Genomic DNA, 22,614 nt, shown 5'->3' with positions numbered 1-22,614 from the left:
TGAGTAAGTCTGTTTGTACATAAGTAGTTGTTTGTGTAAATCCAAAGTTTTGAAAGTAATGGCATTGCCTCTTCGGTATTTGCCGATTCGGACGTTGGTTTGGATTGCCCTGTGATCCAGGGTTGGGTAGGACTGCAGGCATGCATATGAAGACCTTCCCGACGCCAGTGCTGACACGTGATGACGTGCCGGCGATTTGCCGTGAACTGACGGACGTGACCAGTGTGTTCAACCCAGGGGCGGCGGTATGGAAGGGGCGGGAATGGTTGATGCTGCGGGTGCAGGACCGTGGGCGTCGCAGTTGGCTGGTGCCGGCCGAGCGGCGTGGTGACGGCAGCATGCAGGTGCTGGCGCACGCGGCGAAGATCCGTGGGCTTGAGAAGCGCCCCGAGCAGATTTTCCACGTCTACGACCCGCGCCTGACCGTGCTGGAAGGCGAGTTGATGATGGTGGCGGCGGTGGATACGGATGCGGGTTGTCGATTGGTGACATCACGCTGTGTTAGTAATGATCTCAGTGAGTTCGAGATGGTCGGCTTTGATGCCTCAGGCGACCGCCGCAATGGGGTGTTGTTTCCGGAGAAGATCGGTGGGCGCTATGTGCGGCTGGAGCGACCGAATGGAATGAGCCTGGAGGGCGGCCCGACGAGCGGCGATGCGATCTGTCTCGCGACCAGTGACGATCTGGAGCATTGGGAGTTGGAGAAAACCGTGATGAGTGGTCGCTGGCATTATTGGGACGAGCGAATTGGATCGGGGCCGCCACCGGTGCGGTTGGATGACTCACTGGGTGGTGGCTGGCTGCATCTCTACCACGGGATTGCGACGCATTTTGCGGGTTGCAATGTCTACCAGGGCGGGGTGACCGTGTTGGATCGGGACGATCCGGGCAAGGTGGTGGCACGTTCGCCGATGAATGTGCTGGAACCTCGTCAGCCGTGGGAGTTCATGGGGCAGGTGCCCAATGTGGTGTTTCCGTCGGGGATGGTGGTGGAGGCGGATGCGTCTGGGCGAATCGGCAGTGATGCGAAAGTGCGGGTGTATTATGGCGCTGCTGATACGGTGGTGGGCATGGCCGAAGCGACGGTTGGGCAGTTGGTCGCTGAGTGTGAGTGAGTTTGCTAGGGTGCTAGCTTTTCGTGTGCAGCTCGCTGGCGCGTTGGGCGGAACCGATGCGTTGTGGCGGCGGGGTAAACCGTCCCTTCGGGACGAGATGTTGTGCGGTGTTGATACCGGAGGTTGAAACCTCCGGCTAGCCGGTAGGGCGTCGCTTCGCGACGGAGTACTGAGGCGCGACGGTGCGGCGGAATGCGGCGGACGGTGGCGGACGGTGGCGGCGCGATGGACGGTGGCGGCGCGATGGACGGTGGTAGTGCGATGGACGGTGGCGTTGCGATCGACGGTGGTAGTGCGATGGGGCCGGGGTGTTTCCCCGGCAAGTCCCGTTGCCCACTGACGACGATTGGGATGGTGATCTGGCGCTTCGCGATGGGCGGGCGACGATGCAGGAGCTGAACGGTATGGGGCTTTGCCGCAGCGTGGTGGTGGGTTACACCATATAAACGGTCACCTTGTCGGAACCAATGGGGATTGAGTGAGTAGGATCAGAGATGAAGAAGGTGATCTTGGCGGGATCTTTTTGAGTGATGCTGCGTTGCTCACAGCTCAGGTAGCCCGCTAGCATCGCGGTTCGCGCCTTGCCTCACTCGAAAAAGCTCTCCGCCATTCCGCCAATTTGACCGTTCAAATGGTGTTACTCGCCGAGTTTCTCGAGTTGTTCCGGGGTGAGGATTTGGCCGAGTTGTTCGCGAGATGGGTTCTCATTTTCCAGGTAAAGCTGGAAGAGTGCGTTGGACTGGCCCTCGTCGAGCGGGATGCGACGTTCGATGCGGGTGCTTGAGCGGTAGGCCTGGTTTTCGCGATCGAGGTAGTCCATGCGGGTGGCGTACTCGCTGAGGCTGTCGAGGGACTGGTCGTCGAGGCCGTCGGCCATTTCGGTGAGGAGTGCTTCGTCGCGGTACCAGCGTTCTGGCATTTGCGGGCGCATCATGCCCATGATGCCGCGTTCATCGAGAGATCCGTCTTCGGGGTAGTATTCTCCGAGGACTTCGCGTTGGAGTTGTTCCTGGCGAGCGGCGAGTTCGGCATTGAGTCCGCCTTCTTGTTGGCCCATTTCGCGCAGGGCGATGAGTTCGGCGAGGACGTCGTTATTGGCGGTGAGTCTGGAGAAGATTTCGCGTGGGCGTTCGGCGGCCTTTTCCATGCGTTGGCGGAGCAATTGATTGATCCGCTCCGAGCCTGCTTCATCGAGTCCGAGGTGGTTGGCGATACGTTGGGAGTCGCGGTCGACGTTGCGGTTCATCCAGCGTTGGCCTCCTTGTTCCATGCGTTTGCCCCACATTTGCATCATGCCGGCTTGTTGGGTCGCGCGTTCCCAGACTTCTTCGGAGACGCCTTCCGGGCGGGTGGACTCTTCGCGTGATTGTTTTGCGGTGGTGTTGGTCGCGCCGCTCCAGGGAGTGGTAGCTTCCGGGGTGGTTGCGGCGGGGGCATCCGTGGCGGCAACGACGGTATTGGTGACGGTTTTCTCGACCACGGCCGGAGGGGCTGCCTCGGCGGGAGATGAGTTTTTGGTGGCCATCCATGTGATGCCGGCCGATGCGGCGGACGAGAGGACGACGAGGGTGACGACGGATGCTGTGTTCATGGCGAGGAGTGAGCGTCTGTTTGAACGGTGTTCTGTTTATGAAACAAAAACGCGCCGGAAAATCGATGACGATTTTCCGGCGCGCGTTGAATTTGAGACGCTTGCTATGAACTTCGATTAGAAGTGCATGCGTGCAGCGAGCATGAAGGTCCAGCCGTTGTAGGCGTCGGCATCGTCGGAGATGCTGTCGTCGACACCAGCGGTAGCGTATTCCACGCCGCCCATGAGCTTGAGCTTGTGGTCGCAGATGTAGTAGTTGAGGCCGCCGTAGAAGGCATTGTAGTCTTCAGCTCCCGAGCTGGTGACCTTGCGCTCATAGCGCTGGAGCTTGAGCGAGTTGTCGGTGCCGTAGGCCAGCTGGTAGCGGAAGACAGCCTGAAGCTTGTCGGTAAGGTCGTAGCTAGGCATGAGGACGAGGCCGTACTGTTCTTCGCCTGCGCCGAAACCGCTGAGGGCGTCGGTCTGGAGGCCGAAGTTTCCGCACTGACCACCGAAGCTGAGGGACACGATGTTCTCGTTACCGAGACCAGCAGGGCCGGAGACGCGGCTGGCGACACCGTAGTCGAGAGCGACGTCCGACTTCTCCATCAGGATGCCGGAGGTGTCGTAGCTGAGGCGCAGGATACCGAATGGCTCTGCGTCGTCGCCGAACCACTGGTCGTAGCGACCGTCGTAGGTGTCGGCATAGATACCGGCGGTGTACGACCACTTGTCGATCTTACCTTTGACGTCGACACCCCAAGGAGCGTCAGCGACGAACTTGGAGATGATGGCCGAGCGCTCGACGGTGATGATCTTATTCGACGAGGTGGCGTACTCGCGGGTCATGGCCGCTTTGACCTTACCTGCGCGCAGGTTGAACTCAGGGCTGAACGCGTAGGTCGCGTAGGCCTCGAAGATGTTGTTGATCTCAGGATCGAAGTCTTCGAACTCGATGCCCTTCATGCGCCAGCGGTTGACGATCTTGAGCTTCTTGTCTGCCATGGTGGCGCTGAAGCCGAGCCATGCGCGACGTGTTTCGTAGTCGTTGTAGGTGCCCTGGTCGCTGTCCACCCATGCGTACTGGGAGTGGAGACGGCCGACGAGGCGGAAATCGCTGATGATTTTGTTATCGTCGTTCTTGTAGAGCACTGGGATGTCCCAGATGCGCTCGCAGAGCGACTTGGTAGCTGCTGGCTCGACAGGAGTGACTTCCTTGGCCGAGGTGCCTGCGAAGCTGGCGGCGACTGTGGTCAGCGCCAGGCCCAATGCTGCAATACGTGTTTTTTGCTTCATATGTGTGTGTTATGGATAACGGGAGAGTCCGGGTTGCGGCCGGGCACCTCCGAAAGTGGGGCAATGGAGGGGAAGTTGGGAGGGGTGGCAGGCTGCGGCAATTGCACGAAGACCCGCTGTGGGAAATTGGTGATGAGAGCTGCTATCGTCGCACAAAAAGCGGCCGCGTTGCACGAGGGCAGCGCGGCCGTATAGCTGGAGATGCTTCGGTTAGAAGCGGAAGACGAGATTGAGGCGCATCGAGTGGAAGTTGCCGCCGTAGGTGTTGTCGAGGCCGGTTACTTCAGTGACTCCGAGGAAGTTATAACCGAGGTCGAAAGCGATGTTCTCGGTTACAGCGAGTTCGCCGCCGAAGCCGAAGGTGTACCCGAGCCCGTAGTTATCGATATCGACGAGGTCCTTGCGGTCGTTGGTGAGGTTGATGCCGGTGCGGCTGAGTCCGACTCCGCCTTCGCCGTAGATTTTGAAGGTGCCGGAGAGCCCAACGGGGAAGTGCGCGCGGTACATGGCGAGAGCGGACAGGTGATCGACGTCCTGGGAGAGATCGAGGTTGGAGTCACTGTCGCCTGCGATGAGCACGTTGAGGCCGATGAACGAGTCGATGGTGATGCCCGGGACATAACCGCCGACTTCGACGTTGGCACCGAGCATGGCGTTCTCCTCACCTTCGGTAGGGTTGAGCCAATTGATGCCGCCGTCGATTTGGAGTCCGGCGTTGGCCTGTGACGTGCTACCGGCCCAGAAGGCGGCGCATCCGATGAGGGTTGGGATCCACGCGTTTTTCATATCGGAGCTATTAGTAGTACGGAAATCTTAATGATTCAAGTCGCAGCTCACCGATGATGGGAGTTGGTGCTTGTTGATCAACTACTTGCGGGTGCCGAAGGCATCGACGCCGCGCAGGTGGAGGAAGTTGGACTTGTTTTGCGGGAGTCCGATTTTGAGGAACGCGGCATCGACCGGGGAGTCGAGGAGGACATCCCATGAAGCTTCGATGGAATCTGCCTGCCAGACTTTGGTCCAGGTGGATTTGTCGTTCGATGCCCAGACGGTGAGTCCGTCGGCGCGTTCGTGGATGTTGCTGCGGTTGGTGATGCGCATGGCGCGCAGTTCACACAGGCCGTCGAGATCGATGACGATGTGTGCCCCTGCCTCTTTGGCGGTGTGGAATGCCGCGCCTTTCCGGGCGAATGCACCGGAGAAGAGCGTGTGGTGGGCGGCTCCGTCGTCGTGGGCTTGGGACGAGAGGGTGTAGCTCGCGCGTCCTGCGGTCAGGTTTTCTCCAATGCTGGCGGTAGCGAGTGGCGATCCCGGCTCGAAGACCGTGCGGGACGGGATGCCGGCGGCGCGGCGGCCGTATTTCAGCAAGGCTTTTCCGTTCGGGCCGTCTTGATCGAGTTTGGCGGCTTGTTGGAAAGTGGCCCAAGCTTCTTTGAGCTGGCCCTGGGAGGTGAGCGCGCGGGCTTTGGCTCCGAGGATCAGTGCACGTTGTTCCTTGGTGAAGTGGGAGTTTTTGAGCAAGTTCTCAGCTTCTTCCAACACGAGCTCGGCCTTGCCTTCGTTAAGTTGCTTGGTGACGTCGCGCATGTAGTTCCAGCCTTTGAACTGAAGGCGGGATTGCCAGCCTGAGGTGTCGTCTGGATCCACGGCGGCGAACATTTCGGCCATTTTTGGCTCCGGATTGATCGGGAGCAAGACGAGTTCGCAGAGGGCTTCGAGAGCGGATTTCTGGTCGTCTGCCTTTTTGGCGGACTCGTAGGTGGCGAGCAGTTTTTCGCGTTGGCGTGCGGCGTCGAGGATCGGGTTGAGCAATGGGGCGAGTTGCTCCGGTTTGGCGGAGTCGCGCAGGTTGGCTCCCTTCAAATGAGCGAGCAGTTGTCCTTCAGGGCTGTAAACCTGCACCGCGGGGTAGCTTGGTTGGCGACCTTCGACCCATCCTTCGCGGGATTTCTTGTCGCGCTCGGCCTCTTCCTTGGTGAGGTTTTGGCGGATGTGAACGTCGGTCATGACGACGTCGCCCTGGATGAGCGACGCGAGGTCCTCACCGTGCCAGATGCCTTCGAGGAAACGCTCGCTTGCCGGGTGCCATGATTTGCCATGGACAAAGACGACCAGCGGCTCGTCGGCGGATTTTGCTTCGCTGCGGGCCTGGTTGAATGTGTCGATGCGCGTGATCTCCGCGTTAGCTCCGATGGTCAGAGTGGCCGCCAGAGCGAGGGTGAGGAGAGAGGTCTTAGTTCTGCTTGTGGCCATAGACGTGGAACTTATTGAAGTGAATGGAGCCGTGGTTTGGCTGGAAGACGCGGACGTAGCCTGCGTCGATATTTTGATCGCTGAGGTCGATGCGGTAGATGCGCTGGTGCTTGGTGAACGTGTGGACGTCCGTCCAGCGGTCGCCGTCAGTGGAGACCTGAAGCTTGGCATTGCCCATGCGGTAGAAGTGGCTGTTGCGGGTCACGATGACGACACCGGTAAGGCGACCGAAGTTACCGAGCTGGACGGTGGCGGTGGCAGGTGTGTGGTCGGTGTGGAACGTGCCGCCGTGAGGTTCGATGACGCCCCAGTGTTGGCTTGGGCTGTCCCAGCGATTGCCTGGTTTGGTGATGGAGAACGCGCCTCCGGAGCTCAGCAGCATACCTGGGAATGGCTCCGGGTTGACGTCGCAAGGATCGTAGTATTTGGCGGACAACTTACCAACGAACTGGAAGGTCGCGCGGTCGCCGCGGCGGGCGGCATCCGGCAGCACCTTGGCGGCCATGGTTTCGACGACCTTGCGGTAGGCGTCGTTATCGCCGCCAGTGGAGAGAGCGCGGGATAGGCCGGCGATGTAGCGTTGGAGGCGTGGTTCGTCGTCGCCGATCTGCTTCAATTGGTGCTCAAGAACGATAGGTGAGAAGAGGTTTTCCGCGGCGTGTTCGGTGAACACGGAGACCATGAACTGATCCGCGGTTTTCTCATCGGCGGCGAGGCGTTTGAGCTGGCGGTCGAGGGCCTTGGCAAAGTCCCAGCGGCCGGTCCCCCAGTTGTTGAATGCATTGTGGAAGGTGAGAAGGATGCTACGGCGTTGGCCGACGGCGGACTCACCTTTTGGCATGACGCGATCGTAGACGTGTTGGTCGAGGATGTGGAAGGCGACCTCGCTGGAGATTGGGGCGAGATGTTTGATCACATCCTGGTGCAAGTCCTGCCAGGCTTGGTTGGAGGCGTTGGTTTTCTGCAGCAGGTCGAGAGACGCTTGCCAGTTGAGCCAGTCTGCCGGGAACTGGGTGCGGGCTTGCTGGATGGTAGTGAGAGCGGCATCGGCGTCGCCCGACTTGAGGTGGTATTGGGCGAGGCGGCGCAGATCGCCTGCGGTGCTGGCGTCATCGCGGTTGTCGTAGGCCTGGTTTGTGAGGATGTGCCAGCCCCACGTGCCGCCGAAGTAGCTGGTGTGGATGCCGCGTTGCCACGACAGGCTGTAGGCGGGCGACCAGTTTTCCGGCTCGATGCGCACGGCATAGGCGCAGTGGCCGGGCTCGCCCATGGTTACAGCGGGTACGCCGTTGGCGATGGCAGCAGCGGCGCCAAAGTTGGAAAGTGAGCCGCAGACGCCACCGACTTTGTGGACCATTTCGGCGGCGTTGTCGTAGGAGTTCTCGAATGGACGGTAGTAAAGCGGGCCGTGGATCGAGTCGCCGAATGCGTTGTGAAGGAGATAAGGCGAGTACCAGCAGGCGCCGGTGTAGCGCTCGGCCGGGAGGCAGACCTCCTCGTTCTGGTACTCCATGGATTTGATGCCATTGAGGTGACCGTGCTGGACGCCATTGGCGAGGTAGCGACGCTCGAAGGTGGTCAAATCCTTGTACTGCACGTTGAGCAGGCCTTTGGCGTACTTGATGCGGAAGAACATGTAGCGCTCCAATGCGCGCTCGAGCTCCCAGCGGCGGCCTGGGCCTTCGAGTGCGATCGCGGTGGCCATTTTGCGGTCCACCGAGCGGGTGGCCATTTTCGGATCCTTCTTCCAGATGGCGAAAAGCGTGCGCACGGCTTCGACTTCATCGAATACCGGGCCGGAGTCCCACAGTTCGTGTTGCCAATCGGTGGATTCGAGGAGTTTTGCGGCGAAGCGCTCGTGTCCTTTGCCGCTGAGGTTTGCTTTTTCGAGGACGCTCTCCGTGTGGGCTTTGAGCAGGTCATCGGAGTCCGGGGCGGCAAAGGTGAGCGCCGAGCTACAGAGCAACGACAGAGTGGCGAGGCGAAGGAATTTGATCATGGCAATGCGAGGGTGACGCGGGCACGAAGTACGCATATCTGTGTGATAACTTTCGACAATGTGCAAATAGAGCGGCGCAAACGAAACGGATCAGCCAGCGAAATCTTGGGAATCAACGCAGAGGGATGGTGCTCAGAGGCCATAGCTGTTGCGCGACAGAGGGCAATCACGGTTGCGCCTGAATCCGAAACGAGCCACCCTGCGGCGACCGAACCACGCGAACTTATGACCACTTCTTCTTCAGACTCGACGATTATCGGTATCGATTTAGGAACCACCAACTCGCTGGTGGGGGCGGTGGTTTCCGGTTTTCCCATTGTGTTGGCGGATGCCAATGGCGAGCGTGTGACACCGTCGGTCGTGCATTATCCGCTCGGCGGCGGGGCTCCTGTGGTCGGTGCGCCGGCTTTGCGCCAGCGTGCGCTCACACCCGAGCGGACGATCCACTCGGCCAAGCGCTTGATCGGCCAGCGACAGGGCGAAACCGGATGGGTGCCGGAGTACGAAACGGAAGCCGGCGACGGGGGCGGAGTGAAAGTGGTGGTCGATGGCGAAGCGCGAACGCCGGAGGAGGTCTCGGCGGATGTGCTGCGTCACTTGAAAGCGGTGGCGGAAGAGGCGCTCGAGCATGACGTACGCCGCGCCGTGATCACGGTGCCTGCTTATTTCAACGACGCCCAGCGCAAGGCGACGATGCGCGCCGGTGAGATGGCCGGGCTGGAGGTGGAGCGAATCGTTTCCGAGCCAACCGCCGCCGCGCTGGCCTACGGGGCGGACCGCAAAGAGGGCGCGCAGAAGGTGGCGGTTTATGATCTGGGTGGCGGTACGTTCGATGTGTCGGTGCTGGACATCAACGACGGGGTTTTTCATGTGCTGGCAACGGCGGGCGACACGCGGCTCGGTGGCGATGACTTTGACCGCGAATTGGCCGGGCTGATCTGGCAACGGTTCGCGGCAGCCAATGGGCGTGATCCAGAGGGCTACGGCGATTTGTCGGCTCTTGAGCGGGCGAAGCTGATGGAGGTGGCTCGCGACGTGAAGCACAAGCTGAGTGTGACGGACGAGGTCACGGCTGAGATCCCGTTCTTTAGTGGCAACGCACACGTGAGCGAAGTGATCACACGCGATGATTTCGAGGGGCTGCTGCAGCCGTATCTGGCTCGCTGTGCCGCGCATTGCAGACGGGTTTTGATCGACGCGAATGTCGAAGCAGCGGATCTGGCGTCGGTGTTGTTGGTCGGTGGATCGACGCGGATTCCTGCGGTGCGGGCCAGCGTGGCGGAGGTCTTTGGTCAGGAGCCGGATACCAGCCAGGATCCGGACGAAGTGGTCGCCAAGGGCGCGGTGGTGCAGGCGGGGATTTTGTCGGGCAGCTTGCGCAACATGGTGCTGGTGGACGTGACGCCGCTGTCGCTCGGGATCGAAACGTTCGGTGGATTGATGAATGTGATCCTGCCGCGCAACTCGACCATTCCCGCCAAGGCCGGAGAAGTCTTCACCAACGCGGTGGACGGCCAGAGCGCGATGTGTGTGCGCATCCTCCAAGGCGAGCGAGAGATGGCGAAGGACAACTGGGAACTCGGGCGGGTGGACGTGCCGTTCGAGCCATCACCACGCGGGCAGGCCCGTGTGGGGGTGCAGTTCAAGATCGATGAAAATGGCGTGCTCGAAGTGCTGGCGCGCAACCTTCAGACCAACGAAGACACCGTGCTCGAAATTGCCAACTCGGCGGTCGACGTCGCGGATGAGCGGGTCGAACAAATGGTCGCCGACAGCGTGGACCACGCGTTCGAGGACATGGAAGCCCGCATTTGGACCGAGGCGAAGATGAAGAGTGACGAGCTCTTGCCTGCGGTGTCCGCTGCGATGGAAGTGCTCGGAGATGAGATCGATGCGGAAGAGAAAGCTGAGATCGATGCCGCGGTGGCCGCAGTGGAAGCCGCGATGCAAACCAAAGACGCCAACGGCCTCAAGCAAGCCAACCGCAAACTAGACGACGCCACCGAACAACTCGCCGCCCGCCTGGTGGAAAAGGCGATGGAGGAGAGCATGGAGCGGCGAGGGTTGTTGTGAGTTTGCTAGTGTTCAGTTGGCAGTTTTCAGAAGACGCGGCGTGGAGTGCGCCGGGTGAGGCGCGGGGGCGTCCGCGTCAGTGATCTTCCAGAAAAGCTAAGGTCTTGTCGTCGGGCTTGCCTTGGTAAAACGCATTGAGCACTTGGTGGAATGGGCTGTCGTTGTCCGAGATGGCAGCGAAGAGTGTCATCGATGAGCGGAGCTTGAGGTCGTCGGGGTAGCCCATGATGGTTTCGATGGGCGTTCCCCGATGTTCTAGTAGAGCGTCGGTGCATTCGATCAGCCTGGCTCCGAGGGTCGGGTGGTTGAGAAATTCAGTGGCTTCCGCGTGGCTTTGAATTGCGAAGTGTTGTGCCATCGAGCTGAAGCCCAGACCGGCGACCTGAGGAAAGATGTACCAGATCCAGTGGCTTTGCTTTTGGCCGTTTCGAAGCTCTGCCAGCGCGGTGGCATAGTCGGATTCTTGAGCATCGATGAAGCGTTGGAGGAGGGGGTGGGAATGCATCGGATGTGGCGTTTATTTAGGAGGCGATGATTGGAGTGGGGGTATTTCCTAGGCGATGTCCAGAGCTGTCTTTTGCGCTTGTTAGCGCTGGAGATCCCTGGTCAGACGACAGATTGGAATGGGGGACGTCAGACCGGCAAGACTAATACGTGGCACTCCGGTTAACTGTCTGGTCGGTAGTTGCCCGGCGTGGGGCTCACCTGTCCATTGGCAGGGACGAGTCGAATAAATTTTGAGGACTTGTGAAGACGTGCGGAATCACGTACGTTTCCAATGTGAAGACAATTACCGCCACGAATGCGCGTTCGGAGCTTTATCGGCTGATTGATGCGACCTTGGAGAGCCACGAGCCGGTTCAGATTACCGGCAAACGTGGTAATGCAGTGTTGGTGTCTGAGGGGGATTGGCGTGCGATTCAAGAGACTCTGTACCTGCTCGGCGTGCCTGGGATGAGGGAGTCGATTATCGAGGGAATGGCGGAGCCGATCGACGAATGCTCGAAGGAGATTGATCTGTAGTTTTTGTTTGTTAGTTAAATGCGGTGACCTCATTCTCAGGTATGGCATACGAACTGGTCTACACGCGGCAGGCGAAGAAGGATGCCAAGAAGCTGAAAGGATCGCCGCTTGCGGAGAGGGCGAAGCAGTTGCTGCGGTTGATTGGTGAAGATCCCTTTGCCGATCCTCCGCCGTATGAGGCGCTAGTGGGGGACTTGGGCGGAGCGTATTCACGCCGGATGAATATCCAGCACCGCTTGGTATATGCGGTGTATGAAGATGAGAAGACGGTGAAGGTCTTGCGGCTGTGGACGCATTACGAGTGATCCTCCAGAAAGGCTAAGGTCTTGTCGTCGGTGAGGTAGGTTCCATAAGTCCTATAGGACTGATAGGACCTATCGGAGTTGTGGCGCTCGTGGAGCACAAAAAAGCTCCGCCGACACCCTGGTGGGCATCGGCGGAGCGGGAATGATTCGGTGACCGGACCGGTTACGCTGCTTTGGCTGGCGTTGGGTTGGCGGTTTCTGCGGCTGCGTAGCCGTTTTGGATGCGCTTGATCTCTTTCTTCATCAGAACCGAGATGATCAGGGCGACGACGAAGGCGCCACCGAAGACCCAAAGGCTGCCGCTGTAACTGCCCGTGGTCTTGTAGACGTACTCGTTGATCGACGGGCCGACGATGCCGGCTGCGGACCAGGCGGTGAGGATGAAGCCGTGGATGGTTGGCATTTCCTTGAGGCCGAAGAGATCCGAGATGTAGGCAGGGATCGCGGCGAAGCCCCCACCGTAGCAGGTGAGGATGATGAAGGTCACGGCCATGAAGGCAATCGGGCTACCGGTGAGGTAGGCGAGAGCCGGGAAGGCGATGATTTGGATCGCGAAGAAGGCGACGTAGGTGTTCGAGCGGCCGATGAAGTCGGATGCCGATGCCCACATGATGCGGCCGAGACCGTTGAAGAGCGAGATTCCCATGACGAGAAGGCCTGCTTGGACTTCCGGCAGACGCACCATTTCATAGCCCATCTTCTTGGCGGTGGCGATCACAGCAATGCCGCAGCTCACGTTGATGAAGAGCATCAGCCACAGGCCGTAGAAGCCTGGGGTGCGCACCGCCTGCTTGGCGGTCATTTCACCCGCCACTGCGGCGGACTTGGCTTTCTTAGGATCGCTGCCCTTGGCGAACTTATCGGCGTAGCCGGCTGGTGGCGGTGCGATGTAGAGCGCACTAGGAACCATCACGAGGAGGTAGATTCCGCCGAGGAAGAGGAAGGCTTTGGTGATGTCGCCTTTGTCGTAGACCAGAGTCGACTTGAAGCCGTCCTTGATCTCTTTGGCGGCAGCGTATTCCGGCGTGTCGGTTTTGTGCTCACGGTGCAGCTCGTCGGCCAGTTTGCTTTGTTCCTTGTAGGTCTCGAGAGCAGGAACGGTGGAGACGATCTTGGCGGCTTCCTCTGGAGCGGTCTTTTGGAGCTCCAGATAGTCGTAGGTTTTCTGGTCGGCTGGCAGGACGATTTCGTCTTGGGCCGGAACGAAGGTGCTGATCAACTTGGCACAGACCAATCCACCGAAGCCGAAGCCCATGATGGCGAGACCGGTGGCGAGGCCGCGCCGGTCAGGGAACCATTTCACCAGTGTGGAGACCGGCGAGATATAGCCGAGTCCGAGGCCGATACCGCTGACCATTCCGAAGAAGAGGAAGAAGAGGTAAAGGTTCTGCAGGTAGCAGGCGAGAGCCGACCCGAGCAGACCAACCGAGAAGAAGCTGGCGGCGAGGAGTCCGCCTTTGGATGCGCCTTTCTTCTCAATGAAGCGGCCGAGGAAGGCGGCGGAGATACCGAGGAAGAAGATGGCGATGGAGAATGCGGTGGAGGTGTCGGACGACGACCAGCCGAATGCGTTCTCGAGCGGCATTTTCCACGCGCTGTAGGCGTAGATCGAGCCGATGGAAATGTGAAGGCCGACGGCGGAGGCCGCGATGAGCCAGCGGTTTTTCGTTTTTTGTGCGGATGACATGAGCCAGTGGGTAGTTGGAATTGGCTGGGGGCTCTTGGGGATTCCGCAAAGAGAGGCGAGCCACCGGGTATGGGTGGTGCGTCGTGTCTGTGCGGTGAGAGGGATTCTGTGCGTCCGCTCACCGCGCTGCGGCGAGTGGGGATCGCCGCGTGGTTTAGAGTGCCGTGACGCCGTAGTTGGCGAAGATCTGGCGCGTTGCGTCCATTTCTTCCGGCGTTGGGGTTGGGGTGTCGTTTAGGTTGTAGGCTTTGCCTGCGCGTTCGTATTTGTTTTCGCCCATTTTGTGGAATGGGAGGATTTCAACGCGGTCGACATTGCCGAGCGAGGCGACGAAGCGCGCGATGCCCTCGACGTTTTCCGGGGCGTCGGTGAGGCCTGGGACCTGGACGAAGCGGATCCACACCGGGATACCGAGTTTGTCGAGGCGGCGGGCGAATGCGAGCGTTGGCTCGAGTTCGACGCCGGTGACATTCTTGTAGGTGGCCGGGAGCCAGCTCTTGATGTCGAGCAGGACCAGGTCGGTCTTGGAGAGGAGGTCGTCATCCGCGTTGCGGCCGAGGAACCCGGAGGTATCGAGTGCGGTGTGGATGCCGTTCTCCTTGGCGAGAGTGAAGATTGCGCGCACGAACTCCGGCTGCAGCAGTGGTTCGCCACCGCTGACGGTGAGGCCACCGCCGCGCAGGAAGTTCTTGTAGCGCATCAGGTCTTTGACGATCTCGCCGGCGCTCATCGGCTCGCCTGCGGCGCGTGCCGCCGGGCCCTGGGTGTCAGGGTTGTGGCAGTACTGGCAGCGCAGCGGGCAGCCTGAAACGAAGGTGATAAAGCGCACGCCCGGACCGTCCACGGTGCCGCAGGTCTCGATCGCGTGAACGTAGCCAACCACGTCCTCGGGTTGCTGGTTGTTCGGCTCGATCGAATGGGGCTGCGATGGGTTGTGGGGGCAGGTCACGGGCGTGCTCATTATCGGATTAGGTTAAGGATGCGGATCGTTAGATCTTCTCGTGGAACGTACGCTCGATGACGTCGAGCTGCTGTTCGCGGGTGAGCTTGATGAAGTTCACAGCGTATCCGGAGACACGGATGGTGAGCTGAGGGTACTTCTCAGGGTGCTCCATTGCATCCATCAATGTCTCTTTTTCGAAGACGTTGATGTTAATGTGGTGGCCTTTCTCGGCGAAGTATCCGTCGAGGAGGTTGGACATGTTGGCGATGCGGTCTTCCGGTGTTCTTCCGAGTGCTTTTGGCACGATCGAGAAGGTGTAGGAGATACCGTCCTGGCTGTCCTTGTATGGAAGTTTCGCAACCGATGCCATCGATGCGACGGCGCCTTTCTTGTCGCGGCCGTGCATTGGGTTGGCGCCTGGAGCGAATGGCTCGCCTGCTTTCCGTCCGTCCGGGGTGCTGCCGGTCTTCTGACCGTAGACCACGTTCGAGGTGATGGTGAGCACCGACTGGGTTGGGACGGCGTTGCGGTAGGTTGGCTGCTTGCGCAGTTTGTCCATGAACTTCTCAACCAGACCGGTAGCGATCTTATCGACGGCGTCGTCGTTGTTGCCGAAGGCTGGGTAATCGCCGATCACCTCGTAGTCGACCGCGAGGCCTTCTTCGTTGCGGATGATCTTCACTTTTGCGTTGAGCACTGCCGAAATCGAGTCCGCCGATACCGAGAGTCCGGCGATACCGCAAGCCATGGTGCGCAGGATCTCGCGGTCGTGGAGAGCCATCATGATGTTCTCCGGCGAGTACTTGTCGTGCATGTAGTGGATGATGTTCAGCGCCTTGACGTAGACTTCTGCGAGCCAGTCCATGGTGGCGTCGAAGCGAGGCATGAGCTCGTCGTAGGTGAGGTAGTCACCGGTGATTGGCTCGCTGACAGGAGCGACCTGCTTGCCGGACTTCTCATCCTTACCGCCGTTGATGGCGTAGAGCATTGCCTTGGCCAGGTTGGCGCGGGCACCGAAGAACTGCATCTGCTTGCCGATCCGCATTGCCGACACACAGCAGGCGATACCGTAGTCGTCGCCCCAGTAGCCGCGCATCAGGTCGTCGTTCTCGTACTGGATCGAGCTGGTCTCGATCGAGACGCGCGAGCAGTAGTCTTTGAAGCCTTTTGGCAGGTCCTGCGACCACAGCACGGTGAGGTTTGGCTCAGGTGCTGGTCCAAGGTTGTAGAGGGTCTGAAGAACACGGAAGCTGGTCTTGGTGACCAATGGGCGACCGTCTTCGCCGACACCACCGATGCTCTCGGTCACCCAGGTAGGGTCGCCGGAGAAGAGTGCGTCGTAGTCGGTGGTACGGATGAAGCGCACGATACGCATCTTCATCACCAAGTGGTCGATGATCTCCTGAGCTTCTTCTTCGGTGCAGGTGCCTTCTGCGAAGTCACGCTCGAAGTAGATGTCGAAGAAGGTCGAAGCACGGCCGAACGACATGGCGGCACCGTTCTGGTCCTTGACCGCACCGAGGTAGGCGAAGTACGTCCACTGGACTGCTTCCTTACCATTGGTAGCTGGGCCGGAGATGTCGAAGCCGTAAGCGGCTGCCATGTTTTTGAGAGCAGCGAGCGCGCGGATCTGGTCGTTGATCTCTTCGCGGCAGCGGACCCACTCGTCGGAGAACGCTTCGCCGTCGGATGCGGCGAGCTGTGCCTTCTTGTCTTCGATCAGGCGGTCGACACCATAGAGAGCCACGCGGCGGTAGTCGCCGATGATACGGCCACGGCCGTAGCCATCTGGAAGACCGGTCACGATACCTGCCGAACGGGCTTTGCGGATGTCTGCGGTGTAGCCATCGAAGACGCCGTCGTTGTGGGTCTTGCGCAGTTTGGCGAAGGCTTCGGCGGTCTCAGGGTCGAGGTCGCGGCCGTGAGCCTGAAGTGCGGCGGCTGCGATACGGACGCCACCGAATGGAAGGAGACCGCGCTTGAGTGGAGCGTCGGTTTGCACACCGACGATCTGCTCGAGGTCTTTGGTGATGTAGCCCGGGCCGTGCGAGTCGACGGTGCTGACGACTTTGTCATCGGCGTCGAGGACACCACCTGCAGCGCGTTCCTTGGCGAGCAGGACTTTCAAATCGTCCCAGAGCTTGTTGGTGCGCTCGGTTGGGCCGGTGAGGAAAGAGTCGTCGCCAGTGTATGGCGTGAAGTTCTTCTGGATGAAGTCGCGGACGTCGATGGAGTCCTGCCAGTCGCCAGCGGAGAAGCCGCGCCATGGCGACGAGCTGGTAATGGAATCGTCCGATTTTGTCGGTTCTGCAGTAGGTGCAATCGTGGACATGATATTGGGTTGGTTGTCGTTCGTTTGACGGGCCCATTGCCACGAGGCAGGGGCGCCGGCACGTGCCATAATGGTCTACCTTTGAGAGCTGGTAAATCAGCCTAAAGTCAATGCGCGTGCTTCTTAGTAGAAAGTGCGAACTTGGTCGAATCGGAGAAATTGAGTTCTTTGTTTCTGATTTCGAGTGCACAGGCAGCGGTTTTGTCTACAGACCAGGGGGCGGGTTTCCTCGCATCTGCTTGTGTCACAAGGGGCTGCTGGGAAGGGCTGTGTGATGGCTAAAGTCAAGTGGTTCGGTGGTGTTGCCTCAGGATGGCTGCGGTGGTGTGTCTTTCGACGGGCGGCGGGGCTTTTCAGAGCAAAAGAATTGTCACCAGCAGCGGGCTGGTTGGTCGGGGGCGAAGTGCTTGCTGCTGTGGAGTTTTCGCATCTTTTACTGGTGGGGCTGCGTATCCGATGCTCCCCCGGAGTCAGCACGGAGCGATGAGATCAATCTCAGACGATGAGAATACTTTTCGCTTAGGGAACAATGATTACAGGAAAACCTTTTAGGCTCGCTGTATGCGGGGTGGGGGAGTTGCCGGAATTGGCGCGGCATCCCGTGACGCAGTTGATTTCAATTTGGCATCCGGCGGCGGAGCGGGAGGCCTACGAGCCGGCGGTGAGAGAGATGTTTCCCACGGCTCGGATCTTGTTTGCCGAACTGAAGGATGAGGCGTTTGCGGAGGGGGGAGAAGAGGCAATGGCGGAGGTCGACCGGTTGCTGGGTTTTTCTGCTGGTTTCGGACCACAAGACAGGGTGGCTGTTCAGTGTTTGAGCGGAGTTTCCCGAGCTCCGGCGGTGGCGATGGCAGCGATGGCTCAGCATTTGGGACCAGGGTGTGAAGTACGGTCGATTTCCAGAGTGCGGCGTTTACGCAAGCGGTCGCAGCCCAATTTGAGCCTGATTGGTTTTGCGGATCAGGTCTTGGATCGGGAAGGTGCGTTGATACGGGCGGTGGAGGACAGTCTCGGAGCTGTTTCTAGCGCGGCTGAGGATGGCTGGGAGAAGCGTCCGCCATCGCGTGGGTTCTATATGCCTTGAGGGTTCAAGAGGAACGGGTTACGCGCAGGTGTGTAGTGTTGGCGGTTTGTAAGGTGTTGCCTTATAACGGGTTGCGTTTTTTGTTTGTGCGTTTTTTGGATGGGCTTTCGCATCTTCAAATGGGTTCGTGGGCGTATCGTTTTCCCCCGAAGCACGGCCCGGAAATCCGGATTCAGAGACCGACCAGCGCAAAGCCCCAACTATTGCCGCCATGCCGAAAGGGACCCCATTCAAGCTCGCCATTTGTGGAGCCTCCGAGTTGCCGGAGCTCGCCAAACATCCAGTCACTCATGTGGTGTCGATTTGGCACCCGGGCGCGCAGCGGGCGACTTACGAACCGGCAGTGCGGCATTTGTTTCCGATGGCGCGGATTTTGTTCGCTGTGTTTGACGACATTGCGTCGGAGACCCAGGCGGGCTCGGAGGATCGTCCGCCGACGCTTGATCAAATCGAGCGCATTTTGGAATTTACGGCGGGGTTTCGCCCGGGCGACACCGTGGGGATTCACTGTTTGGCTGGGATCTCGCGGTCTTCGGCGGTGGCGACGGCGGCTCTGGCGCAGCATCTGGGACCTGGCGCGGAAGCGCAGGCGATAGCCAAGGTGCGAGAGGTGCGCAAGCGCTCGCATCCAAACCGCTTGATCATTGAGTATGCGGATCAGCTACTCGGTCGGAAGGGTGCGCTGGTTCGGGCGGTCGAGACGAGTTTCGGGATGTTCTCCTACGAGTCCTTCAAAGGGTGGCGGCGCAGGCACCCCTCGGACAGCTTCTACATCCACTGAGCTTGATGAGTGCGGGGAGAAACCGAGGCTCCTCCCCGCTGATTTGTTCCATTGGGATTAGCGCACGATGCCGAGCCATTTGGTGCTTCCCACCGGTGAGAAGCGACCGACATCGGCGCTTTCAAGGGTGTCGTCCATCGTTCCTTCTTCCGGATCGACCATTTGGACGCTGCCATTGGCGAAGAGCACGAGGGCTTTCCGGTTGAAGCGGAAGTGGATGGTTTTGTCGCTCTTGTCGAAGCCGTAGAACTCCTCCACCATCGGGTTTTCCGGAGTGGCCGCGCCTTGGAACGTGTTGACCTGGGCGCACGTGGCGAAGACCGCAATCTCGCCCGAACCAAACTTGGTCTTGGCGAGGTTGAGACGCGGTCCTCGGCCGGACCATCCGCCGCCGATGTGGACGTTGTAGCCGTAGCCGAACGAGGCACCTTTGAACTTGGCCTTGCGGAGGTCCATGTATTTGCCCATGCCCGGGCAGAGGTCTACGCCGCCGGCGGCTTTGATGTATTTGCCCAGCGGACCCTCGTCGGTATGGATGTCGCGTGAGCCCTCACCGCCGCTGCCTTTCGGCTCGCGGCCGAACCACCACTGCACCCCGCCCTTTTGGGAATTGGAGCGGTAGGGGAAGAAGCGGCTGTTGTGCTCGCCGAGGTAGTCGGCAACGGCGACGCCCAGGATCCGCAGATTGTTGGCCGAGGACGTGCGGATTGCCTGTTCTTTGGCCCGGTGCAACGCGGTCAGAGTGATCAAAACCAGAACGCCGACAATCACCAAACTGACCATCATCTCGACAATGGTGAAGCCACCGCTGATCGAGTGTTGTCGTTGAGATTTCATGGCTGGGGTAGCTGGTTACGACCTTCTGCGGCGCAATCCGAGGCCGACGATGCCGAGTGAGGCCAGAAGGGATACGGTTGGCTCGGGTACGCGGGTTGCGATGGGATCCCTTAGTGGGGTCGGATCGGTGTAGTTGAAATCGAAGTCGGTGCCTGAGTATTTCCAGACATCGTAGCTGCCGTCTTCGAGCGTGCGCCAGTCGGCTCCTGTGGCGCTGACATTGAGGCTGGTGGTAGGGTCGCTACCTTCGGCCCATGGCTCTGGCTGCCCGGAGGATGGGTTGTACTCGGAGTAGGCCCAGTAGATGAAGTTGTCGTTGTCCGACAGGGCGGTGCGTGGGCCGTTGCCGTCACTATCACCGGCGTAGGTGAAGCCAGTGAGGAACGCTCCGAAGTCCGGGTGGGTGTCGAAGTGTCCGGTGAGGCGTGGGTCGCCGTTGAGGACGGTGTTGAGGAAATCGGTGCCACTGAGGGAAACCGAGGAATCCCAGCGCATTCCCCAAGCGAGTGGTGCGTCGTCCGAGTTGCCGGTGGACCAGTCGATGACCAGCACCGCTTCGGAGAGCGACCCGGCGCCTGCGGCCGAGCTGTGATCGACCCAGACCTCGACGTCTGACATGACGAATGCGGCATCGGCGGATGCTATGAGACTACATGCTGCGACGGTCGATACCGCGGCAGCCCAACTGTGCTTCCAGGATTGGATCTTCATTTTTCTCTTAGCCCTCAAATTGCGGAGGGCATGGGATATGACACGGCGCCCGTGCCCGCGGCGCTGGGTGTCGATGGAGAGTGGGGCGAGACAAGTATTCGGACTCCTGGCTTCAGACCTCACTCCCTCCTTCACCCGGGGTGAGCCGGATTGGATTTGTGGGAGCTTGTAGCCAGATACCGCAGCGCAACTGTTCCGGGTTCTCACCGGATTCCATGCATTCGCCCCTGCGGGACGGGAAGGTACGCGCGGATAGGGGGCGCAACAACCGACCATCTTCTAAAATTATTGTGGATCCGGATTGCCTCGGCTGGCGCTCTGGGCGTAAAAACCGAGCCATGATCAAGCAATTCTTGAAATCCCTCCCTGCCGTGGTCGCTGCTGTGACCGTTTCCTTTGCCGCCGCGACGTCTTCCGCCCGCGCTGCTGACGATATCCGTATCGAGCTCAAGACCAGCAAGGGCAAGATCGAAGCGACCATCTTCGCCTCCAAGGTGCCGAAGACCGCTGCCAACTTCCTCAACCTGGCCAAGCGCGGTTATTACGACGGCTTGATGTTCCACCGCGTGATCAAAGACTTCATGATCCAGGGTGGTGACCCAACCGGGACCGGCCGTGGTGGTCCGGGCTACCGTTTCGGCGATGAGTTCGATGCTACGCTCAAGCACAGCAAGCCGGGCATTTTCTCGATGGCGAATGCCGGTCCTGGGACCAATGGTTCGCAGTTCTTCATCACCCACAAGCCGACCCCATGGCTCAATGGCAAGCATTCCGTGTTCGGTGAAGTAACCAAAGGTCAGAAGGTGGTGAATGCGATCGCCAAAGGGGATAAGATTGTCAGCATCAAGATCCTTGATTCGACCGATCAGCTCTTTGCCGAGCAAGAGGCAAACCTCTCCAAGTGGAACGCGGTGCTTGATGCGAACAAACGCTAGAGCGATGTGGTTTCATGGAGCGGCACCCCGTTCCTGATTTTCCCCAAGCGGCAGCCTGTGACGGGCTGCCGCTTTTGTTTTTCGGCAAGAGCGTTGGGGCGTTGAGGGTGTCCGGTTGTATCGGGAGTGGCCGTCGGGAGGATGCTGCGCATCGGCGGAGTCGCTGGCTCGGCCGGGTTGGGGTGCGGTCGCCTTTTCCCAGGGTGAGGTCGCCGGAGGCTCCCTTCATCCTGGGCTGGTTTGCGATTCCCTTGCAGGGAATGGGGCCATTCGGGGCGTGTGGGGGATATGAGGATCTTCCGCTGCAGAGGTCTTTATCCTTATCGTTATCCAAATCACAATCGGAGCGCAGCGATCCAGCCCATCACATGTGCACGCGTTGTCTTCCCTCTCGGTATCGTCATCGCCAATGAATCGGATGACGGCGACGTGCTGCCGGCGCGAGCGGGGCTGGGACTGGATTTCGCATTGGCCGCGTCTTTCGCTATGGCGTGGAGGTCAAAAAGCAGCCGAATGAAGGAGTTGTCTTTACGTGTTAGTTGAGGTTTGTAGCGTGGGCAGATGCGTGTGTTTTCAGCTTTTTTGATGTTTGTGGTGATGGTGGGAGTCTCCTCGGCGAGTGCGGATGATGATCCTTTTGCGGCAGTTTTAGAAGATGTGCCGGAAGTCGAGACTTTTGAGACATCCTCGTTTTTTAAAGTTACGTGCCCTCGAGAGGCCGGGCATGCTCCAATCGAGGAGGGGGTTTGGCCGAAGGTTGAGAGCCCAACGAGTTTCAATAGGCTCTTTGAGAGGCCTTCAAAGGTCTGGAGACATGAAGGGGGCTATTTCGGGGCGTTTGATGCAGGTGAATTTGGAGGAGGCTTGTTCTTTGTGGCAGCGAACGAGGAGCGCTGGATTCGGTTGGTCGATACACATGTTCAGGACCTTGCCCGGTTCGATAAAGATACGTTCTTAGCCGTTGGTGGGCTTGGTCATCGTAGTTTCGCTGGGGGAGATGCTTACTTGATCACCAGAGATGCCACAGGGGAATGGACTTCGCGGAAGGTGTTCGCGTCGTCTGATGGTATCCCCCGCATTATTGGGGTTTGCGGTGATTCTCGGTTTGATGAACTGCAGTCAGAGAAGCTGTATGTGATAGAACTAGTTGCTCCCCGTGCGGCTGAGCTTGCGCTGTTTGGCATCGATCGAGAAGGGGCGTTGCATTATTTGGGTGAGAGGTGGAGCCCAAAGCATGCGGGTGGCCATCTGCTTGGGGCTGGTGGACAGTTTGATCGTGAGATCTCGGTGGCGGAGGTGGAATTGGAGCTGAAGGCGGAGTGGATCAAGAGTGAGGCAAAGGATGGGGACGACTACGTGGCGTACATTTACGATGAGCCGAATAAGGGCGAGAGGATCTTGTTTTCTGATCTGAAGGGCGGGGCGATGTACGAGGTTTTGAATGTGCCGATGCCGCATCGTTACAACTCGCATTTGTTGTTCTCTGCGCCTGGGGTGCTGAACTTCAATCGCTGGTCGACGCCGCATTACGCGCTGCACTACGAGATTGATTTGCTGACGAGGAAGCTGAAGACGGTCGAGATCGCGCCGGATCGGTTTTATCGGGAGCAGAATGGGGAGGGTGCCGGGGAGTAGGCTCCGGTATTCTGTTCTAGGCCTCGTACCGCGCA

At 59.4% G+C, this 22,614-nt stretch carries 19 protein-coding genes and 1 riboswitch; of the genes, 8 read left to right on the top strand and 11 right to left on the bottom strand.

What is annotated here, in order from left to right; all coding sequences use genetic code 11:
• Window positions 1–140: 140 nt before the first annotated feature.
• Complete coding sequence (locus G3M56_RS01300) at window positions 141–1,115, top strand: glycoside hydrolase family 130 protein (RefSeq protein WP_164363999.1); 975 nt, start codon at window positions 141–143, stop codon at window positions 1,113–1,115.
• Window positions 1,116–1,307: 192 nt separating this feature from the next.
• Entirely contained in the window at window positions 1,308–1,514 is a 207-nt protein-coding gene (locus G3M56_RS01295; protein WP_164364001.1) for a hypothetical protein, read from the top strand.
• 238 nt (window positions 1,515–1,752) lie between these two features.
• Here the strand turns inward: G3M56_RS01295 and G3M56_RS01290 are convergent, their stop codons facing one another.
• The 5 genes from G3M56_RS01290 to G3M56_RS01270 form a co-directional block, all read right to left on the bottom strand.
• On the bottom strand, window positions 1,753–2,706 hold the full coding sequence (locus tag G3M56_RS01290) for a hypothetical protein (RefSeq protein WP_164364003.1): 954 nt from the start codon (window positions 2,704–2,706) through the stop codon (window positions 1,753–1,755).
• 117 nt (window positions 2,707–2,823) lie between these two features.
• Window positions 2,824–3,981, bottom strand: a complete 1,158-nt coding sequence (locus G3M56_RS01285; RefSeq protein ID WP_164364005.1) for a porin — start codon at window positions 3,979–3,981, stop codon at window positions 2,824–2,826.
• Window positions 3,982–4,191: 210 nt separating this feature from the next.
• On the bottom strand, window positions 4,192–4,767 hold the full coding sequence (locus tag G3M56_RS01280; protein WP_164364007.1) for an outer membrane protein: 576 nt from the start codon (window positions 4,765–4,767) through the stop codon (window positions 4,192–4,194).
• An 81-nt stretch (window positions 4,768–4,848) separates the two neighbouring features.
• Complete coding sequence (locus G3M56_RS01275) at window positions 4,849–6,234, bottom strand: discoidin/SUN/FTP domain-containing protein (RefSeq protein ID WP_164364009.1); 1,386 nt, start codon at window positions 6,232–6,234, stop codon at window positions 4,849–4,851.
• Entirely contained in the window at window positions 6,215–8,233 is a 2,019-nt protein-coding gene (locus G3M56_RS01270; RefSeq protein WP_164364011.1) for a discoidin domain-containing protein, read from the bottom strand. Before G3M56_RS01270 ends, G3M56_RS01275 begins: the two co-directional genes overlap by 20 nt.
• A gap of 225 nt (window positions 8,234–8,458) precedes the next feature.
• Here G3M56_RS01270 and G3M56_RS01265 point away from each other — a divergent pair, with 225 nt between their 5' ends.
• The gene (locus tag G3M56_RS01265) at window positions 8,459–10,306 is read left to right on the top strand and encodes an Hsp70 family protein (protein ID WP_164364013.1); all 1,848 of its coding nucleotides are present in this window, start codon (window positions 8,459–8,461) and stop codon (window positions 10,304–10,306) included.
• Window positions 10,307–10,382: 76 nt separating this feature from the next.
• Here the strand turns inward: G3M56_RS01265 and G3M56_RS01260 are convergent, their stop codons facing one another.
• On the bottom strand, window positions 10,383–10,811 hold the full coding sequence (locus G3M56_RS01260) for a DUF1810 domain-containing protein (RefSeq protein WP_164364015.1): 429 nt from the start codon (window positions 10,809–10,811) through the stop codon (window positions 10,383–10,385).
• Window positions 10,812–11,086: 275 nt separating this feature from the next.
• Between G3M56_RS01260 and G3M56_RS01255 the strand changes: the two genes are divergently transcribed.
• Window positions 11,087–11,329 (top strand): type II toxin-antitoxin system Phd/YefM family antitoxin, encoded by a 243-nt coding sequence (locus G3M56_RS01255; RefSeq protein WP_164364017.1) that lies wholly within the window; start codon window positions 11,087–11,089, stop codon window positions 11,327–11,329.
• 41 nt (window positions 11,330–11,370) lie between these two features.
• Window positions 11,371–11,634, top strand: coding sequence for a Txe/YoeB family addiction module toxin (locus G3M56_RS01250; RefSeq protein WP_164364019.1), 264 nt, complete (start codon window positions 11,371–11,373; stop codon window positions 11,632–11,634).
• A 163-nt stretch (window positions 11,635–11,797) separates the two neighbouring features.
• Here the strand turns inward: G3M56_RS01250 and G3M56_RS01245 are convergent, their stop codons facing one another.
• From G3M56_RS01245 to pflB, 3 genes are all read right to left on the bottom strand, one after another.
• The gene (locus G3M56_RS01245) at window positions 11,798–13,321 is read right to left on the bottom strand and encodes an OFA family MFS transporter (RefSeq protein ID WP_164364021.1); all 1,524 of its coding nucleotides are present in this window, start codon (window positions 13,319–13,321) and stop codon (window positions 11,798–11,800) included.
• A 154-nt stretch (window positions 13,322–13,475) separates the two neighbouring features.
• Window positions 13,476–14,282: a pyruvate formate-lyase-activating protein gene (gene pflA, locus G3M56_RS01240; RefSeq protein WP_164364023.1), complete on the bottom strand. Its 807-nt coding sequence runs from the start codon at window positions 14,280–14,282 to the stop codon at window positions 13,476–13,478.
• Between the two features lie 28 nt (window positions 14,283–14,310).
• A complete protein-coding gene (gene pflB / locus G3M56_RS01235; protein ID WP_164364025.1) occupies window positions 14,311–16,596 on the bottom strand; it encodes a formate C-acetyltransferase in 2,286 nt (761 codons plus the stop codon).
• Between the two features lie 1,295 nt (window positions 16,597–17,891).
• Here pflB and G3M56_RS01230 point away from each other — a divergent pair.
• Complete coding sequence (locus G3M56_RS01230; protein ID WP_164364027.1) at window positions 17,892–18,461, top strand: tyrosine phosphatase family protein; 570 nt, start codon at window positions 17,892–17,894, stop codon at window positions 18,459–18,461.
• A 57-nt stretch (window positions 18,462–18,518) separates the two neighbouring features.
• Here the strand turns inward: G3M56_RS01230 and G3M56_RS01225 are convergent, their stop codons facing one another.
• A complete protein-coding gene (locus tag G3M56_RS01225; protein WP_164364029.1) occupies window positions 18,519–19,298 on the bottom strand; it encodes a type II secretion system protein in 780 nt (259 codons plus the stop codon).
• A gap of 15 nt (window positions 19,299–19,313) precedes the next feature.
• The gene (locus G3M56_RS01220) at window positions 19,314–20,009 is read right to left on the bottom strand and encodes a PEP-CTERM sorting domain-containing protein (RefSeq protein WP_164364031.1); all 696 of its coding nucleotides are present in this window, start codon (window positions 20,007–20,009) and stop codon (window positions 19,314–19,316) included.
• A 94-nt stretch (window positions 20,010–20,103) separates the two neighbouring features.
• Window positions 20,104–20,224: riboswitch (cobalamin riboswitch) on the bottom strand.
• 123 nt (window positions 20,225–20,347) lie between these two features.
• Between G3M56_RS01220 and G3M56_RS01215 the strand changes: the two genes are divergently transcribed.
• Window positions 20,348–20,944 carry a peptidylprolyl isomerase gene (locus G3M56_RS01215; protein ID WP_164364033.1) on the top strand — a complete coding sequence of 199 codons (597 nt, stop codon included), beginning with the start codon at window positions 20,348–20,350 and terminating at the stop codon, window positions 20,942–20,944.
• A gap of 561 nt (window positions 20,945–21,505) precedes the next feature.
• Window positions 21,506–22,579: a hypothetical protein gene (locus G3M56_RS01210; protein ID WP_164364035.1), complete on the top strand. Its 1,074-nt coding sequence runs from the start codon at window positions 21,506–21,508 to the stop codon at window positions 22,577–22,579.
• The last annotated feature ends 35 nt before the right edge of the window (window positions 22,580–22,614 follow it).

The organism is Sulfuriroseicoccus oceanibius (assembly GCF_010681825.2).
GTDB classification, from domain to species: domain Bacteria; phylum Verrucomicrobiota; class Verrucomicrobiia; order Verrucomicrobiales; family SLCJ01; genus Sulfuriroseicoccus; species Sulfuriroseicoccus oceanibius.
Note: the sequence above shows the minus strand (reverse complement) of the source record. Positions and strands in the feature narration are given on the sequence as shown.

What these genes read in the sequence shown, in the direction of transcription:
- G3M56_RS01280 (WP_164364007.1), bottom strand. Translation starts at nt 4,767, where the DNA reads ATGAAAAACGCGTGGATCCCAACCCTCATCGGATGCGCCGCCTTCTGG.
- G3M56_RS01290 (WP_164364003.1), bottom strand. Translation starts at nt 2,706, where the DNA reads ATGAACACAGCATCCGTCGTCACCCTCGTCGTCCTCTCGTCCGCCGCA.
- G3M56_RS01245 (WP_164364021.1), bottom strand. Translation starts at nt 13,321, where the DNA reads ATGTCATCCGCACAAAAAACGAAAAACCGCTGGCTCATCGCGGCCTCC.
- G3M56_RS01225 (WP_164364029.1), bottom strand. Translation starts at nt 19,298, where the DNA reads ATGAAATCTCAACGACAACACTCGATCAGCGGTGGCTTCACCATTGTC.
- G3M56_RS01260 (WP_164364015.1), bottom strand. Translation starts at nt 10,811, where the DNA reads ATGCATTCCCACCCCCTCCTCCAACGCTTCATCGATGCTCAAGAATCC.
- G3M56_RS01270 (WP_164364011.1), bottom strand. Translation starts at nt 8,233, where the DNA reads ATGATCAAATTCCTTCGCCTCGCCACTCTGTCGTTGCTCTGTAGCTCG.
- G3M56_RS01210 (WP_164364035.1), top strand. Translation starts at nt 21,506, where the DNA reads ATGCGTGTGTTTTCAGCTTTTTTGATGTTTGTGGTGATGGTGGGAGTC.
- G3M56_RS01295 (WP_164364001.1), top strand. Translation starts at nt 1,308, where the DNA reads ATGCGGCGGACGGTGGCGGACGGTGGCGGCGCGATGGACGGTGGCGGC.
- G3M56_RS01230 (WP_164364027.1), top strand. Translation starts at nt 17,892, where the DNA reads ATGCCGAAAGGGACCCCATTCAAGCTCGCCATTTGTGGAGCCTCCGAG.
- G3M56_RS01250 (WP_164364019.1), top strand. Translation starts at nt 11,371, where the DNA reads ATGGCATACGAACTGGTCTACACGCGGCAGGCGAAGAAGGATGCCAAG.
- G3M56_RS01215 (WP_164364033.1), top strand. Translation starts at nt 20,348, where the DNA reads ATGATCAAGCAATTCTTGAAATCCCTCCCTGCCGTGGTCGCTGCTGTG.
- G3M56_RS01285 (WP_164364005.1), bottom strand. Translation starts at nt 3,981, where the DNA reads ATGAAGCAAAAAACACGTATTGCAGCATTGGGCCTGGCGCTGACCACA.
- pflB (WP_164364025.1), bottom strand. Translation starts at nt 16,596, where the DNA reads ATGTCCACGATTGCACCTACTGCAGAACCGACAAAATCGGACGATTCC.
- G3M56_RS01265 (WP_164364013.1), top strand. Translation starts at nt 8,459, where the DNA reads ATGACCACTTCTTCTTCAGACTCGACGATTATCGGTATCGATTTAGGA.
- G3M56_RS01220 (WP_164364031.1), bottom strand. Translation starts at nt 20,009, where the DNA reads ATGAAGATCCAATCCTGGAAGCACAGTTGGGCTGCCGCGGTATCGACC.
- G3M56_RS01275 (WP_164364009.1), bottom strand. Translation starts at nt 6,234, where the DNA reads ATGGCCACAAGCAGAACTAAGACCTCTCTCCTCACCCTCGCTCTGGCG.
- G3M56_RS01300 (WP_164363999.1), top strand. Translation starts at nt 141, where the DNA reads ATGCATATGAAGACCTTCCCGACGCCAGTGCTGACACGTGATGACGTG.
- pflA (WP_164364023.1), bottom strand. Translation starts at nt 14,282, where the DNA reads ATGAGCACGCCCGTGACCTGCCCCCACAACCCATCGCAGCCCCATTCG.